At 66.9% G+C, this 15,996-nt stretch carries 13 protein-coding genes; 9 read left to right on the forward strand and 4 right to left on the reverse strand.

Annotated elements, in window-relative coordinates; genetic code table 11:
• Positions 1-68: 68 nt before the first annotated feature.
• The 7 genes from U5798_RS04730 to U5798_RS04760 all read left to right on the forward strand — a co-directional run bounded on the left by U5798_RS04730 (position 69) and on the right by U5798_RS04760 (position 9,123).
• Positions 69-2,342 (forward strand): LamG-like jellyroll fold domain-containing protein, encoded by a 2,274-nt coding sequence (locus U5798_RS04730; RefSeq protein ID WP_322081366.1) that lies wholly within the window; start codon positions 69-71, stop codon positions 2,340-2,342.
• Positions 2,343-2,499: 157 nt separating this feature from the next.
• The gene (locus U5798_RS04735; RefSeq protein WP_322081367.1) at positions 2,500-4,737 is read left to right on the forward strand and encodes a dockerin; all 2,238 of its coding nucleotides are present in this window, start codon (positions 2,500-2,502) and stop codon (positions 4,735-4,737) included.
• Between the two features lie 259 nt (positions 4,738-4,996).
• Positions 4,997-5,308, forward strand: a complete 312-nt coding sequence (locus U5798_RS04740; RefSeq protein ID WP_226196263.1) for a winged helix-turn-helix transcriptional regulator — start codon at positions 4,997-4,999, stop codon at positions 5,306-5,308.
• Between the two features lie 82 nt (positions 5,309-5,390).
• Positions 5,391-6,083, forward strand: a complete 693-nt coding sequence (locus U5798_RS04745) for an HAD family hydrolase (protein ID WP_124449832.1) — start codon at positions 5,391-5,393, stop codon at positions 6,081-6,083.
• A gap of 34 nt (positions 6,084-6,117) precedes the next feature.
• Entirely contained in the window at positions 6,118-7,470 is a 1,353-nt protein-coding gene (locus U5798_RS04750) for an MFS transporter (RefSeq protein ID WP_185658135.1), read from the forward strand.
• An 85-nt stretch (positions 7,471-7,555) separates the two neighbouring features.
• Positions 7,556-8,752, forward strand: coding sequence for an alpha/beta fold hydrolase (locus tag U5798_RS04755; protein ID WP_124449837.1), 1,197 nt, complete (start codon positions 7,556-7,558; stop codon positions 8,750-8,752).
• 59 nt (positions 8,753-8,811) lie between these two features.
• The gene (locus tag U5798_RS04760; protein WP_322081368.1) at positions 8,812-9,123 is read left to right on the forward strand and encodes a 3-phosphoglycerate dehydrogenase; all 312 of its coding nucleotides are present in this window, start codon (positions 8,812-8,814) and stop codon (positions 9,121-9,123) included.
• A gap of 40 nt (positions 9,124-9,163) precedes the next feature.
• Here U5798_RS04760 and U5798_RS04765 read toward each other — a convergent pair whose 3' ends face one another.
• The 4 genes from U5798_RS04765 to U5798_RS04780 form a co-directional block, all read right to left on the reverse strand.
• Entirely contained in the window at positions 9,164-10,303 is a 1,140-nt protein-coding gene (locus U5798_RS04765; protein WP_322081369.1) for a patatin-like phospholipase family protein, read from the reverse strand.
• Between the two features lie 150 nt (positions 10,304-10,453).
• Positions 10,454-10,915 (reverse strand): cupin domain-containing protein, encoded by a 462-nt coding sequence (locus tag U5798_RS04770; protein WP_322081370.1) that lies wholly within the window; start codon positions 10,913-10,915, stop codon positions 10,454-10,456.
• Positions 10,916-11,009: 94 nt separating this feature from the next.
• A complete protein-coding gene (locus U5798_RS04775) occupies positions 11,010-11,351 on the reverse strand; it encodes a cupredoxin family copper-binding protein (protein WP_322081371.1) in 342 nt (113 codons plus the stop codon).
• Between the two features lie 19 nt (positions 11,352-11,370).
• Entirely contained in the window at positions 11,371-12,315 is a 945-nt protein-coding gene (locus tag U5798_RS04780) for a metallophosphoesterase family protein (protein WP_124449847.1), read from the reverse strand.
• A gap of 255 nt (positions 12,316-12,570) precedes the next feature.
• On the opposite strand from U5798_RS04780, the gene U5798_RS04785 reads away from it, so the two are divergent.
• Both U5798_RS04785 and U5798_RS04790 read left to right on the forward strand, forming a co-directional pair.
• Positions 12,571-14,160: an inorganic phosphate transporter gene (locus tag U5798_RS04785; protein WP_322081372.1), complete on the forward strand. Its 1,590-nt coding sequence runs from the start codon at positions 12,571-12,573 to the stop codon at positions 14,158-14,160.
• A gap of 80 nt (positions 14,161-14,240) precedes the next feature.
• A complete protein-coding gene (locus tag U5798_RS04790; RefSeq protein ID WP_322081373.1) occupies positions 14,241-15,995 on the forward strand; it encodes an ABC transporter permease subunit in 1,755 nt (584 codons plus the stop codon).
• The last annotated feature ends 1 nt before the right edge of the window (position 15,996 follow it).

Raw genomic sequence — 15,996 nt, forward strand, 5'->3', positions numbered from 1 at the left:
ATTTATGCCGCTTCGACCATAGCTAAAAAACTGGGGATCCAGACATGCGAGACAACGGAGCATCGACGATGCTGTCCGAGGAAGTCGTCCCACTCGGCGACATCGAGAATATTGCACGACGCCATTTCGTGATGGGGCTCGGTGCAACGCTTCTGGCCGGATGCGGCGGTGACGGAAGCAATGCGGTTACAGGCGGTGAGCGTACCTCGGCAAACGGCACCGGCCAGCCATCCGGAGTGGCTCCGGCTTCGGACGGTATCGACGCAGGGGCGACGTCTGCAGGCACTGCCCAAACCCGCGCCTTCACGCATCCCGGCTTGCTGCATACCGAGGCGGATTTCGAACGCATGCGCGCCAAAGTCGGCGCCCACGCTTCCCCGTGGATCGACAGCTGGAACGTGCTCGTCGCCAACGGTCACACGCGGCTGACGAACAAGCCGAACCCGCAGGTCGGCATCTACCGCGGCAATGATCCCACTCATGGTCAGAACTACGGCGCGCTCTACAACGACATCGCCGCCGCCTATGGCGACGCGCTGCGCTGGAAGGTGTCGGACGACAAACGCTATGCCGACAAAGCTGTGGAGTATCTGGACCAATGGGCGTCGACGCTGACGACGCTTGGCGGCAGCGACGTGGCGCTCGCTGCCGGCATCTACGGCTACGAGTTCGCCAACGCAGCCGAAATCATGCGCGGCTACAGCGGCTGGAGTCCGGCCGGACTCGCGGCGTTTCAGGCAATGATGCGCAATGTCTTCTACCCGGTCAGCCATGCCTTCCTGACCCGCATCGACACCGCGATGGACACGCACTACTGGGCCAACTGGGGCCTGGCCAACATCGCGTGCGTCCTGGCCATCGGCGTGCTGTGCGACGATGCCGAACTCGTCAACGAGGCCATCACCCATTTCAAGACCGGTGGCAGCAACGGCTGTATCCGGCAAGCCGTGTACTACCTGCACCCCGGCAACCTCGGGCAATGGCAGGAAGCCGGCCGCGACCAGGGCCACAGCACGCTCGGCATTGCATTGACGGGCGCCATTTGCGAGATGGCGTGGAACCAGGGCATCGACCTGTACGGCTACGACAACAATCGCTTTCTGGCGGGCGCGGAATACGTGGCCAAGGCCAACCTGAAGCAGGCAGGCGGCGCGTTCTACACGGTGCCTTTCGTCACGTACCAGAACAGCGCCGGCGTCATCCAGACGCAGTTCGCCGCCGGCGGGCAAGGCAATGCCCTGGGGCGGCCCTGCTGGGCGCTGGTGGCCAACCATTACGTCAACCGCAAAGGTCTGGCGGCGCCTTACACCAAGCGCGCTGCCGAGCTTGTGGCGCCGGAAGGCGGCGGCGGCAACTACGGCCCCAACAGTGGCGGCTTCGACCAGCTTGGCTACGGCACGCTCACCTGCACGCTCGACCCCGGCACTCCAGCCGCAACGCCGACCGGCCTGACCGGCTACGCCAGCGCTGGCAAGGTGGTGCTGTCGTGGTGGGGCAGCAGCAACGCCGTCAGCTACAACGTCAAGCGCGCCACCATTGCCGGCGGTCCGTACAGCACCATCCAGAGCGGTATCACCGATCTGCTGACCTATACCGATATGCCAGCCGGTGCCGGCACGTATTTTTATGTCGTGACAGCGCAAACGATTGCGGGCGAATCGGCGCTCTCCAACGAAGTGAAAGTGATCACGACGCAGCAGCTGCTCGCGCATCTGACATTTGATGAAGGCAGCGGCATCACGGTCGCCGATAGCTCGGGCAACGGGCGCAATGGCACGCTCAACGGCGCAACGTGGGCGGCGGGGCACAGCGGCAACGCGGTCTCGCTCAACGGCTCGGGCGCGTATGTGGCCTTGCCCGACGATCTGCTGGTCGATGTGTCGGACTTCACCATCGCCAGCTGGGTGTTCTGGAACGGCGCGCAAACGTGGGCACGCCTGTTCGACTTCGGCACGGGCTTCCACCGCTACATGATGTTCACGCCGCGTGGGCAGATGCGCAACGGCTGGGCCGGCATGCGCTTCGCCATGACGGCCAACGGCCCCGGTGACGGCCCGCCGGAACAGATCATCGACGCCCCCACCGAGCTGCCGAGCAAGCGATGGGTGCATGTGGCCGTCACGCTGTCGGGTTCGACCGGCACGATATACGTGGACGGCACGCCCGTCAGTACCAACACGGCGATGTTCCAGGCGCCGTTCCGCCTTGGCAGTACCACGCAGAACTGGCTGGGCAAATCGCAATACAGTGCCGACGCCACGTTCCACGGCCTGATCGACGATTTCCGCATCTATCGCGGTGCGCTCGGCGCTGCGCAGATTGCATCGCTCATGGCGCATTGATTGCGCGGGGCCCGGTGGCGGGCCCTGCGATGGACCTCTCCCTTCAAGGACCTTTCGGATGACTATGTTTTCTCGACGATGGATTGCCGCGGCGGCGATGGCGTGTACGTTATGGGGCTGTGGTGACGGATCCGATAGCGCGACAGGCGTGACCAAGGTGGGGGCCAATGTAGCTGCCAATCGTAGTCAGATCGGCGGAAATGGCAGCGGCAGCAACCTGCCGGCGGCCAGCTGGACCAGCGTCAAGTGGGGCGGCGGTGGCTATGTCACCGGCCTCATCTACCATCCAGCCAACGCGAGCCTGCTGTACGCACGCACCGACGTTGGCGGCGCGTACCGCTGGAACGCGACCAACTCGACGTGGACGCCGATTACCGACGGCATCGGTTTCGGTTCGGGCGAAGGCGACTTCCACGGTGTCGAAAGCCTCGCGCTCGACCCGAACAACGATCAGCTCGTCTACATGATGACCGGCATTACCGTGACGCAGGGTCACAACGGCCGCATCTACATCTCGAGCAACCGTGGCAACACCTGGACGCACTACGACCTGCCGTTCCCGGTGGGCGGCAACGACAACGGCCGCGCCACGGGCGAGCGCCTGCAGGTCGACCCCAACAATCCGTCGACGCTGTTCTACGGATCGCGCACGGCCGGCCTGTGGAAGAGTGCCGATTCGGGCCGCACCTGGACGCAGGTCACGGGTCTGTCCTCCACCACGATCAGCGGCGGCGGCTCTCCGCTGGGCGTCGAGCAGGTCATCTTCGACACGTCGGGCACGGGCGGCGGCCAGCCGACCTGGATCATGTGGGCCACCGTCGCCCCGGACTACGCCAACGCGGCGGGCCTGACGTCGACGCTGTACAAGTCCACCAACGGCGGCTTCTCGTGGACGCCGGTGCCCGTCCCGTCGACGGTGTCCGGCTACTACATCCCGCACGTCGTGCGCACGTCCGACGGCAACTTCTACGTGGTGTTCAACGCGGGCGTCGGCCAGGGCATCGGCGGACCGAGCTATCTCTACAAGTTCGGCGGAAGCAACAACAGCAACTGGACGCTGCTCAAGAGCTCCAGCAGCAATGGCTTTGGCGGCCTGTCCGTCTCCGGTCTGGGCGCGTCCGCCCGCATCGCACTGGGCATGACGGGCTGGAGCGACACCAGCAAGACCATCCAGCTGTCCGACGACGGCGGCAGTACGTGGCGTGAAATCGAGGCCGGCATGCCGCACACCGGCCTTGCCGCGGGTGGCTGCGCCGGCTGGGTCGAGGGCGTCACCATCGACCCGGCCAATCGCGATCACGTCATGCACGTCCACGGCGGCGGTATCTGCGAAACCATGAACGCGTCGTCGCCGACGCCCACCTGGAGCGCCAAGGTCGACAACCTCGAGGAAACCGTGACGCTGGCGCTCGTCACGGCGCCGCCCGGTGCGTCGTACAAGTTCATCAACAGCGCCGGCGACATCGGCACGTGGGTCAATACGGATCTCTCGACGAGGCCGACGAAAGGCCCTTTGAACACATGGAGCAGCGGCAATTCGGCCGACATGTCGTGGTCCGATCCGACGTACATCGCCGCCGCGGGCGTCGACAACGCCAACGGCCATGCCACCAAGGGCTTCTGGTCGGGCGACAGCGGCAACAGCTGGGCGACGTTCGCGTCGCTGCCCAACGGCGCCGCGGCCAGCCAGAGCAACGTGGGCAACCTGGTCGTCCCGTCCCGCAACAACGTGACCTGGGCACCGCCGGACTCGGTGCCGTCGTACACGACAAACAATGGCGCCAGCTGGACCGCGACCAACCTGCCGGCGTTCAGTGCGACCTGGAACGGCTTCCAGCGTGCCTATCGCCTGGCCGCGGACCGCAAGAACCCGAAGAAGGTCTATGCGTACGACTCCGGCGGCGCATCGTGGAGCTGGCAGCGCGGCAAGATCTACGTGTCGAACGACGGCGGCCACACGTTCACGCTGAGCCAGGGCTCGGTGAACGCGAACCTGGCCTGGAATTCGTGGCGCGATACGTCGATGGCGGTCAATCCGAACGCCGAGGGCGACCTCTGGCTGGCCGACGGCACGGCCGTGTACCACTCGGTGGACTCGGGCGCGACCTGGACGAAACTCGGCGCCTTTGCGTCGACCAGCAACACACCGGGCGCCACCGTGATCGCGCTGGGCAGGGCGCCGACCGGTTCGCCATACTCGGCCGCGGTCTACGTGGAAGGCACGATGAACGGCGTCTGGGGCATCTACCATTCCGACGACGGCGGTGCAACGTGGTCGCGCTTCAACGATGACGCGCACCAATTCGGCGACTCCGGCGTGATGGCCGGCGACTGGAACACCTATGGCCGGATTTACGTCAATGGCGCCGCTCGCGGTCTGATCTTCAGCAATTGAGGTTGATCGACCTGTCGACCGTCCGGTTGCGGTTTGCAACCGGACGGAGAGGAATCCAAGCCGGAAATCTCCACTTCCGACCGGGACCCGTTCCGGTTCAGCGTCAGTGGCAGCGTAGACACCGTGCTTTAAAAAGTAAAGCAGAAGAGAGGCTCGGTTCAGGCGATTGACTCTGCCTGCCGATTGCTTTAAAAAGTAAAGCATGACGACACCAAGAATCGGACAACGCGTTCGCGGATCGACGACGGGGCGGCCCATCATGGTCGTGCTGGATCTGCTCGGGCGCCGCACCGCGCTGCGCATCCTGTGGGAGCTGCGAGGCGCGCCGCTCACGTTCCGCGCATTGCAGGAAGCCTGCGAAACGAACGCGCGCCTGCTCAACACGCGGCTGGCCGAGCTCAAGGCGTCGGGCCTCGTCGAGCACGGGGAGGGCGGTTATTGCATGACCGCCGAAGGCCGGCGGCTCGAAGCGGCGCTGCAGCCGTTGCTGGGATGGGCAAGACAGTGGGCGAAGCGCGACCCGGAGGGGCTGGACGCGGCCGATCGCGAGCAATCGGGCCAGGCGCGTTGATCGTCCGCGCCCGGTGCGCCTCGCGACATCGTTCCGGGTCACGCGTCGAGCGTGATCCATTTTTTGTTTGCGGAGTCCTTGCATGTCTGTCCGGGCCGTCATCTTCGACTTCGACCTGACGCTAGCGGATTCGTCCGCGGCGATCATCGAGTGCACGGAATACGCGTTGCGTCAGCTCGGCGCGGCACGCGCGACGCCGGCGCAGATCGCCGCCGTGATCGGGCTGCCGCTGCCGCAGATGTTCCGCGCGTTGACGGACGAAACGGAACCGGCGCGGGCGGAAGCGTTCGCACGGCACTTCGTCGCGCGTGCCGACGAGATCATGGTGCCCGGTACGCGCATCTATCCCGAGGTGCCTTCGCTGCTTGCGCGGTTGCGCGAGCAGGGGCTCGCCGTTGCGATCGTGTCGTCCAAGTTTCGCTACCGGATCGACGCGATTCTCGAACGCAACAACCTGCGACCGCTGGTCGACGTGTTGATCGGCGCGGAAGACGTGCAGCGTCACAAGCCGGATCCCGAGGGGCTCGTACAGGCATTGGCGCGGCTCGGTCTGCCGGCCCGCGCGGCGATCTACGTCGGCGACCACGCGGTGGACGCGCAGGCGGCCGAGCGCGCCGGCGTGCCGTTCGTCGGCGCGGTGACCGGCATGACGTCGTTCGATGCGTGGGCGCGCGCCGGCAAGCAGGCAGTATCCACGCATATCGGCGAACTGGCCGCGCTCGTGCAGCGGATGCAGTGCGAACCGGGCCGGGCGTCCGGCCCGCACGACGCCTGACGGCCGATCCGGGAGCCACACGATGCCGCGCCACGTGAACCATCTCCGCTGGACGATCGTTGCGTTTCTGGTCGCGCCGCTGACCTTCGTGATGACGCTCGATCGCGCGGCGATGGCCGTGGCCGCACCGACGATCCAGGGCGAACTCGGCCTGTCGATCGTCGAGATGTCGATGATCCTGACGATCTACTTCTGGGCCTATGCGATCGGCCAGATTCCGGCCGGTCGCGCGGCCGAGCGCTTCGGATCGCGCCGCGTGCTGTTCGGCACGAGCACGCTGTGGTCGCTGATGATGATCGTCACGCCGCTCGGCGGTTCGTTCGCCTGGCTGTTCGGTTGCCGGCTGGTGCTCGGCGGCGCGCAGTCGGCCGACTGGTCGAGCAGCGTCGTCGCGCTCAAGCGCTGGTTTCCGGCCGGCGAGCGCGCGAAAGGCAACGCGGTGCTGCTCGCGGGGCTGTATCTGGGCCCGATCGTGTCGGCGCCGCTCACGGCCTGGACGATCGTCCATTTCGGCTGGCATGCCGTCTTCTACGGATTCGGCGCGCTTGGCCTGCTGCTCGGTGCGATCTGGTGGTTCGGCTACCGCGATGCGCCGGCGTCGCATCCGCTCATCACGCGGGCCGAGGCGGACTACATCGCGGCCGGCCAGCCGCCCGGCCACGCGGCCGCGTCGGGTTCGCTCGTGCGTTGCCTGCGGTTGGGGCGCTTCTGGATCTTCGGCATCCAGTATTTCCTGCTCGTGCTGATCCAGAGCTTCTACACGACGTGGCTGCCGACTTACCTGATGCGCGCACGCGGGCTGTCGTTGAAGGCGATGGGGATATACGCGTCGCTGCCGTGGGTTGCCGTGTTCGTGGCGGTATTCGTCGCGGGCGCCGTCAGCGACCGGCTGCTGAGGAAAACGGGCTCGATCTACTGGGCGCGCACGCCGGTCGCGATCGCGGGATTCGTCGTGAGCGCGCTGGCACTCGTCGCCGCGTCGCGCGCGGAGGCGATCGCCGCGGTCATCGCGCTGCTGTGCCTGTCGTTTGCGGCCGTCGGGTTCGTGCAGGTCGTCGTATGGTCGGCCGCGCAGGATCTCGGGCGGCCGTTCGCCGGCGTGATGTCGGGCTGGACCAACGTGTGGGGCGCGCTGTCGAACGTCGCGGGGCCGATGGCGCTCGCGCTCGTCGTCAAGGTCACCGGCAGCTGGGGCAGCGGGATGGTCGTGATCGGCGCCGCGGCGGCCTGTGGCGCGGTGCTGTGGCTGTTCGTGCATCCCGAGCGCCCGTTGCTCGCCGTGGCGGCGGGCGGCGTGCCGCCGGCGGCCGGGGGCCGGAACGCGCGGCGCGGCGACGCGCGCCAAACCCGAGCCGACGCCGGGCAGGTTTCCGAGCCGGCCGACTGACCCGGGTTTCGCAACGGGCCGGCAGCGCGCGACGGATTCTGCGACCATCGCCGTTAAAACGATATCCGCCACTCGATCTGCCGCCATGTCCCTCATTTCCGTTGCCTTTGCAAGCGTCCGGCGCTCACGCGTGCTGCCGGCCGCCCGATTCCTGTCGTTTGCGATTCCGCTCGCCGCGGCCATCGGCGTCCTGGGTGGCGCGCACCGGGTCGAAGCCGCGACGCCCACCCAGCGCGAACGTCTCGACGCGCCGGTGAAGGCCGTCGCCGACCAGCGTCTGGCCGTCGACACGCCGCAGGGCAGCGCGATGCTGCCCGTGTATGCCGACCATCCGGTCGACAAGGCTGCACCCGACGTCACGCGCGTGTTCATCGTGATTCACGGCACGCTGCGCAATGCCGACGGTTACTACGCGTCGGGGCGCAAGGTCGTCGAGAAGGCCGGCGCGGCCGGCAACGGCACGATGGTCGTCGCGCCGCAGTTCCTGACACGTGCCGATACGCGTGCTTTCTCGTTGCCCGCCTCGACGCTCGCGTGGACCCAGGAAGGATGGAAGGGCGGCGAACCCGCGCGCCAGCCGGGCCCGGTCAGCTCGTTTGCCGCGCTCGACGCGCTGCTCGCGCATTTCGCCGACCGCGGCCTGTATCCGTCACTGACGACGGTCGTCGTGATCGGCCACTCCGCCGGCGCGCAGTTGCTGCAGCGTTATGCAGTGGCCGGGCGCGAAGGCGACGCGCTCGCACGGGCCGGCATCGCCGTGCGCTACGTGGTCGCGAATCCGTCGAGCTACCTGTACTTCGACGACGAACGTCCGAATGCCGACGCGATCGCGGGCGGCACCTGCCCGCGCGCGACGGAATGGAAATACGGGCTGAAGTCGGCACCGCCTTACGTTGCGTCGCAGGACGTGCGCGAACTCGAAACACGCTACGTCGCGCGCCATGTCGTGTATCTGCTCGGGCAGGCCGACACGAACCCGACCACGCATTTCATCGACCGTTCGTGTGCGGCGATGGCGCAGGGCCCGTACCGGCTCGCGCGCGGGCTTGCCTATTTCGATTACCTGAAGAAGCGGCACCCGGACGATCTCGCGCAGCAGGTCGTCGAAGTGCCGGGCGTCGGGCACGACGGGCTCGGCATGCTCACGTCTGCTTGCGGGCTGGCCGTGCTGTTCGGGCAGGCATTGCCGCAGTCGTGTCCGGTGGTGGCCGGCACCGCGGCGGACTTGCAGGCGCCCGACGAAAATCGATCGATCAGAAAAATGCAGGAATCGGCAAGATAAATTCATTTCCCTGCGCGGCGTTCGCGGTTCAGGATGAGGGCGTTCCCAGGAGCGTCCCCATGAACATCACGATCGTCGACGATGACCTCGAGCCGGATGGGCAGCCGATCCACGTAGTGCCCCCGGACGTACCCGAGCGTGAAGCGGCATCGATCGAGCCGTTGATCCTCGACCTGCTCGAATGGATCGGGCCTGGCGCGCGGCCGTATGCCGAGGTGATCGACGCGTGGCGCACGTCGTGCCCGCGCCTGCCGGTGTGGGAGGAGGCCTGCGCGCGCGGCTACGTGGTCCGCCATCATGCGCCGGGCGGCGTGGCCGAGGTCGAAGTGAGCGAGGCCGGTCGCGCGCATGTCCGGGCCGCGCGCGCCTGACCGTGCGGGGCAGTCGGCGCGTGGTGGTGATTCCCGCGCGTCATGCCGTTTTTGCCGCGATCGGCGGGGCATCCGGATCGAACATCGTCAAGCCTTCCGTCGGGTCCATCGGCAGGTTCCACGGCCGGGCGGCGATGGCCCGTTTCGCCGCGTCGTAGCCGGCCTGCCGGCGGGCCGCGATGCCGGCCGGCGTGAAATCGATATCCTTCAGCTGATTGTCGCCGTCGAGCCGCGGCGCGGCGAGCTTGATCAGGTGCATCGTGGTTTCGCATCCCCACGCGGCGAGCCGGCGCACGGCCGGCGACGCACGATCGGCTTCCGGCACGTGCCGGACCAGTTCGCGGATCACGTGACGCAGCCGGTGAATCTGCTGCTGGCGCGCGATGTGGCTGTCGGTGCGGCTCGCGTACTGGATGTCCTTTTGTCGTTCCGACACCTGCCAGATGCTCTCGGGCTCGGGGCCGGCCGGATTCCACATCTGTACCGAGAAGATGATCGAGCTGCGGCGCGGGTTGTCGTCGAGCACGACCTCGACCGGCGTATTCGAATACACGCCGCCGTCCCAGTACGGCGCGCCGTCGATCCGTATCGCCGGGAACGCGGGCGGCAGCGCGCCCGAGCTCATGATGTGCTCGATGCCGAGCCGCGTATCGCGCGAATCGAAATAGCGCATCGTCCCCGTGCAGGCATTGACCGCGCTGACGGTCAGGCGCGGCTCGCCCGCGTTCAGCAGGTCGGGTTCGATCAGCGACGCCAGCGTGTCGCGCAGCGGCGCGATCCGGTAGTACGACGCGCGATCGACACCGAGCCGCACCATCGGCCCGAGCCACGACGCCGGATTGGGCTGGAAGAAGCCCGCGATGCCGCCGCCGATGATCATCAGTTCGGCCAGTGCCCGGTCCCAGCCAGGCATCAGCGGTGGGACGTCGAAGCGCGTCCGTTCGGTCACGCGATGCCAGAACGCCGACAGTTTCTCGTAGCGCCGTTCCGGCGGATTCCCGGCGATCAGCGCCGCGTTGATTGCGCCGATCGACGTGCCGACCACCCAGTCGGGCCGGATCCCCGCTTCATCCATCGCCTGGAATACACCGAGCTGGAACGCACCCAGGGCGCCGCCGCCCTGGAGCACGAGCACGACTTGCCCTGGGAGGTCCATTCGTGCCGGCTGGCTCGCGGTCATGGCTTGCCTCGCTGCGTGTGACGGTGGGTCGGAACCGAACAGTTCGATTCAGTTTAGGCGATCGACGGCGCGGGACCACCCGCTGTGCGCTGCCTGCCGCGCCGGTCGCTTCCGGCCCTTTGAAGCGGCGGGCCGGCCCGGCGACGGACGTCACGCGTCCGGGTAGGGCGTGCCGTCCTTGTGCAGGAACCGGCCGTCGCGGCTCGGGCTCATCATGTCGATGTCGGGGCAGGTGATCACGTCGTCCGGTGAGCGCGAGCCCACTTCGAGATAGACGGCGACCGCATGCGACCGGTTGACGAGGTGATGCCCGTTGCCCGAGTTCTTCGGAAACGCCGCGCAGTCGCCCGTGCGCAGCACGGTTTCGCCATCGTCCTCGATCATCACGAGTTCGCCTTCGAGCACATAGACGAATTCGTCCTCGTCGGAATGCCAGTGGCGCTGGGCCGACCAGCCGCCGGGCGGCACGCGCATCAGGTTGACGCCGAAATCGTGCAGCCCGCCGGCGTCGCCGAGACGCTGGCGGATGCGCTGCGCGCACGGCGCGTCGAACGGCCGCGGATAGCCGCTGCCGCGGCGTTCGGGCACGGTGCTGAGGTCGATCCTGGGCATGGGCGGCTCCGTCTGCCACGCGGGCGAATGGGACGGCGATCATTGTAGGCCGCTGCCGTCCGCCGTCCGTCCGCGCGTTGCAGGGCGGGCCGCGTCATTCGACGGTGATCGTCTCCTTCATGTACGGGTGAATCCCGCAGAACACCTTGTAGACGCCCGGCTTGTCGAAGCGGAACGAGTACGTCTCGTCCTGGTCGAGCGCCTTCGAATGGAAGATGCCGGCGTCGTTGACGACGGTGTGCGGCTCCCCGTCGAGGTTCTTCCACGTGATCGTCGTGCCGGCCTTGATCGTGGTCGACATCGGCGAAAACATGAAATTGCGGATCGTCACGAGCGGGCCGTCCGGACCCTGCGCGAACGCGGCGAGCGGCGTACCGGCGGCCGCCGCGCACAGGATCAGTGCCGCGCTGATTCGGGATGGCTTGAAGCGGATCATGTCGGTCTCCTCGTGTTGGTCAGGCGAGCGTCGCATCGTGCAGCGACGACGCGGCCGGATGGCCGGCGAATTCGACGGTCGTCACGCCGAGCATCGACGGCAGCCGGTCGTGCGGCACCGTGAGCGGCACGGGGCCCGGGCCGTTGCCGGCCGTCGGCTGCGGGAACGCGGTCGAGCGCGCGGTGTGGAACGTCACGTTGCCCTCGACCTTCGACACGATCTGGTGGATGTGCCCGTTCAGCACCGTGACCGAGCCGAAGCGGCGCAGCAGCGCCATCGTCTGCGGCGCGTCGCCGGTGCCCCAGCCCCACGGTTCGTAGATGGTCCACATCGGCATGTGCGAGAACACGACGATCGGCGTGCTCGACGAACGCCCCTTCAGATCCTGCGCGAGCCATGCGAGCTGCTCGTCGCCGAAGCTGCCGAGCCCGTTCGGCTTGAAATGCATCACGTTGACGAGGCCGATGAAATGCACGCCCGCGTGATCGAAGCTGTAATAGCCGCGGTTGTCCGATGCCTTGCCGAACCGGCCGAAATATTCGGCACCCGAACCGTCGGTGACGTCGTGCTCGCCGGGGACCGTGTGCAGCTCCGGCACGCGCAGCGCGGACAGCAGCTGCGATGCGTGGTCGAATTCCTCCGGCTTCGACAGGTGCGTGATGTCGCCCGTATGGATGGCCAGCGCGGGCATTGCGGGCATCCCGTTGACGAGCTCGATCGTCTGCTTCAGCGTGGCCGACACGTCGGGATTCGCGTCCTTGTTGAAGCCGATGTGCGTATCGCTGATCTGCACGAACAGCGGCTTGCCCGCATCGGCCGGGCGCGCGTCGCCGGTCTGCGCGAGCGCGAGGTCGAACGGCGTCAGGATGCCGCCGGACAGCGTAAACAGCGTGCCGAGGCCGCCGAAGGCCATGCATTGCAGGGCTTTGCGGCGCGACGGGCGGGTAGGGGTCGATGAAGACATGTGAGCCTCGCAATCGTATGACGAAACCGGACGGCCGGATCGTCCTGGAATAAGCCGGCGCCTTCGCATGCCATACCGGCGAAGCGGCGGATTTATTCCCGCGCGTGACAAGGTCGAACACCCGTGTTTTCGGCTTGGCGGGCGACGTGCGATGCCTCGAGGATGACCTGTCAATGTCCTGTAAGTGACACGTCACATTTGCGTCACGACCGATCGATAGCCTGCCACTCCGAGTCACCTCTCCGGAGCCCCTTCATGCCGAATCTCGCGGCAACGGAAACCAGCGGTGCGGTCAGCCATCGCACGCGCACCATCAGCCTTGCGCTGTTTTTCCTGATCATTGCCTGCGGCATCGTCTATGTCGGTGTTCATCTCAGCGCCGATCTCAGTCCCGTCAAGGAAAGCTCGGCCCTCCCGTTCCTGCTGCTGATCGTCGCGCTGCTGATCGCGCTCGGCTTCGAGTTCGTGAACGGCTTTCACGACACCGCGAACGCGGTCGCGACCGTCATCTATACGCATTCGCTCGACCCGCACCTCGCGGTCGTCTGGTCGGGCCTCTGGAACCTGTTCGGCGTGCTCGTGTCGAGCGGTGCGGTCGCGTTCGGCATCCTGCAGTTGCTGCCGGTCGAATTGATCCTGCAGGTCGGCAGCGGCTCGGGCTTCGCGATGGTGTTCGCGCTGCTGATCGCGGCCGTCACGTGGAACCTCGCGACCTGGTATTTCGGCCTGCCGTCGTCGAGCTCGCACACGCTCGTCGGCTCGATCATCGGCGTCGGCCTGATGAACCAGATCGTCAGCGGCCCGTCGGGCACGAGCGGCGTCGACTGGAACCAGGCGCTCGGCGTCGGCAAGGCGCTGCTGTTCTCGCCGCTGATCGGCTTCGTGCTGTCCGCGCTCGTATTGCTGTTGCTGAAGGCGCTCGTGCGCGTGCCGGCGCTGTACCAGGAGCCGAAGGGCAACAAGCCACCGCCGTTCTGGATTCGCCTGCTGCTGATCCTGACCTGCACGGGCGTGTCGTTCGCGCACGGCTCGAACGACGGGCAGAAGGGCATGGGCCTGATCATGCTGATCCTGATCGGCGTGATGCCGACCGCCTACGCGCTGAACAAGGCCGTGACGCCGGACCAGACCAGCACGTTCGTCGCGGTCGCGCGCCACGCATCGACGACGCTCGTCAAGTACGCGGACCCGGCCGTGCAGTCCGCCAACCCGCGTGCCGATGTCGAAGCCTACGTGCGCACGCACAAGCTGACGCCCGCGACGATTCCGGCGCTGGGCAAGCTTACCGACACGATCGCCGACCAGGTCGCGCAAGCAGGCGGCATTTCGAGCGTGCCGCAGAACCTCGTCGACAACGTGCGCAACAACATGTATGTCGCGTCCGAGGCGATCCGCCTGATGGAGAAGGCGAAGGCGCCGGCGTTCCCGATCGAGGATGCGAGCGCGCTCGAAGCGTTCAAGAAGCAGATGGACCGCGCGACGAAATTCATCCCGACGTGGGTGAAGGTCGCGGTCGCGATTGCGCTCGGCCTCGGCACGATGGTCGGCTGGAAGCGGATCGTCGTGACGGTCGGCGAGAAGATCGGCAAGTCGCATCTCACCTACGGGCAGGGCGCGTCGGCCGAAGCCGTCGCGATGCTGACGATCGGGATGGCCGACGCGTACGGGCTGCCGGTATCGACGACGCACGTGCTCGCGTCGGGCGTGGCTGGCACGATGACGGCGAGCGGCGCGGGCCTGCGCTGGGATACCGTGCGCAACCTCGTGCTCGCGTGGGTGCTGACGCTGCCCGCGTCGATCGCGCTGTCGGCCGTCCTGTACTGGGCGCTGCACGGGCTGTTCTGATTCGCGCCGGGGGCGCGACGCCCGGCCGCGCGGCACGCGGCCGGACCCATCGATTTTCAATTCAACACAAGACGCTACCGATGGATATCAGTTTCTTCGATCCGAATCGCACCGCCAACGCGTCCGCGTGGCGCGTGCTGCCCAACCGCTGGGACGTGGTCGCGTTTCCGCTGATCATCGGCATACTCGCGATGGCGATCGTCGGCTTCCACCAGACGATGGCGCCGATCGGCGTGCTGCAGACGCAGAAGATCTCGCTCGATCCGTCGAACCTGCCCGAATACGCGTTGCGCACCACGCTGCGGATGCTGGCCGCGATGGTCGCGTCGCTCGCGTTCACGCTCGTCTACGGCACGCTCGCGGCCAAGAGCCGCCGCGCGGGCATGGTCCTGATCCCGATCCTCGACATCCTGCAGTCGGTGCCGGTGCTCGGCTATATCTCGTTCACCGTCACGTTCTTCCTCGCGCTGTTTCCGGGCCGCGTGCTCGGCGCCGAGCTCGCGGCGATCTTCGCGATCTTCACGAGCCAGGCATGGAACATGACGTTCAGCTTCTACCAGTCGCTGCGCACGGTGCCGCGCGACCTGAGCGAAGTGTCGCGCGGCTTCCACCTGACGCCGTGGCAGCGCTTCTGGAAGCTCGAGGTGCCGTTCTCGATGCCGGGCCTGATCTGGAACATGATGATGTCGATGTCGGGCGGCTGGTTCTTCGTCGTCGCGTCCGAGGCGATCACCGTCGGCAACCAGACCATCACGCTGCCGGGCATCGGCGCGTATCTCGCGCAGGCGATCTCGGACAAGAACCTCGGTGCCGTCGGCTGGGTGATCGTCGCGATGTCGGTCGTGATCCTGGCCTATGACCAGTTCCTGTTCCGCCCGCTCGTCGCATGGGCCGACAAGTTCCGGATGGAGAACACCGCGTCGGGCGATGCGCCGCAGTCCTGGCTGCTCGACATGATGCGCCGCACGCACCTGATCCATCAGCTGCTCGTGCCGGCCGGCTGGCTGCTGTCGCAGGCCGCGCGGATTCCGTTGCGCCTGCCGTCGCTGCACGGCACGCGCTCGCGCGGTGCGTCGGCGCGCCGTTCGTCGCGCATCGGCGACATCGTGTGGGGGGCGTTCGTGATCCTGCTGACGGTGTACGTCGTGTGGCGTGTCGTCAGCTTCGTGTCGACCGGCGTGACGATGGCCGAGGTCGGCCACGTGCTCGTGCTCGGGCTCATCACGCTGCTGCGCGTGCTGATCCTGATCGCGATCGCGTCGGTGATCTGGGTGCCGCTCGGCGTGCTGATCGGGCTGCGCCCGGCGCTGGCCGAGAAGATCCAGCCGCTCGCGCAGTTCCTCGCCGCGTTCCCGGCGAACCTGCTGTTCCCGGTGTTCGTGATCGTGATCGTCCACTTCCACCTGAACGCGGACATTTGGCTGTCGCCGCTGATCGTGCTCGGCACGCAGTGGTACATCCTGTTCAACGTGATCGCGGGCGCGATGTCCTATCCGAACGACTACAAGGAAGCGACGAAGAATTTCCGCATCCGCGGCTGGCAGTGGTGGCGGCAGGCGATCCTGCCCGGCATCTTCCCGTACTACGTGACCGGTGCGATCACCGCGTCGGGCGGCGCGTGGAACGCGAGCATCGTGTCCGAGTTCGTGCAGTGGGGCGACACGAAGGTCGTCGCGCACGGCCTTGGCTCGTACATCGCGCAGACCACGGCCGCCGGCGATTTCCCGAAGATCATCCTGGGCATCGCCGTGATGTCCCTGTTCGTCACCCTGTTCAACCGTCTGCTGTGGCGTCCGATGTATGCCTACGCGGAATCCCGGCTCCGTCTCGATTGAG

The organism is Burkholderia sp. BCC1972 (assembly GCF_905339605.1).
GTDB lineage: Bacteria > Pseudomonadota > Gammaproteobacteria > Burkholderiales > Burkholderiaceae > Burkholderia.

What these genes read in the sequence shown, in the direction of transcription:
- U5798_RS04730 (WP_322081366.1), top strand. Translation starts at nt 69, where the DNA reads ATGCTGTCCGAGGAAGTCGTCCCACTCGGCGACATCGAGAATATTGCA.
- U5798_RS04740 (WP_226196263.1), top strand. Translation starts at nt 4,997, where the DNA reads ATGGTCGTGCTGGATCTGCTCGGGCGCCGCACCGCGCTGCGCATCCTG.
- U5798_RS04745 (WP_124449832.1), top strand. Translation starts at nt 5,391, where the DNA reads ATGTCTGTCCGGGCCGTCATCTTCGACTTCGACCTGACGCTAGCGGAT.
- U5798_RS04755 (WP_124449837.1), top strand. Translation starts at nt 7,556, where the DNA reads ATGTCCCTCATTTCCGTTGCCTTTGCAAGCGTCCGGCGCTCACGCGTG.
- U5798_RS04760 (WP_322081368.1), top strand. Translation starts at nt 8,812, where the DNA reads ATGAACATCACGATCGTCGACGATGACCTCGAGCCGGATGGGCAGCCG.
- U5798_RS04765 (WP_322081369.1), bottom strand. Translation starts at nt 10,303, where the DNA reads ATGACCGCGAGCCAGCCGGCACGAATGGACCTCCCAGGGCAAGTCGTG.
- U5798_RS04770 (WP_322081370.1), bottom strand. Translation starts at nt 10,915, where the DNA reads ATGCCCAGGATCGACCTCAGCACCGTGCCCGAACGCCGCGGCAGCGGC.
- U5798_RS04775 (WP_322081371.1), bottom strand. Translation starts at nt 11,351, where the DNA reads ATGATCCGCTTCAAGCCATCCCGAATCAGCGCGGCACTGATCCTGTGC.
- U5798_RS04780 (WP_124449847.1), bottom strand. Translation starts at nt 12,315, where the DNA reads ATGTCTTCATCGACCCCTACCCGCCCGTCGCGCCGCAAAGCCCTGCAA.
- U5798_RS04785 (WP_322081372.1), top strand. Translation starts at nt 12,571, where the DNA reads ATGCCGAATCTCGCGGCAACGGAAACCAGCGGTGCGGTCAGCCATCGC.
- U5798_RS04790 (WP_322081373.1), top strand. Translation starts at nt 14,241, where the DNA reads ATGGATATCAGTTTCTTCGATCCGAATCGCACCGCCAACGCGTCCGCG.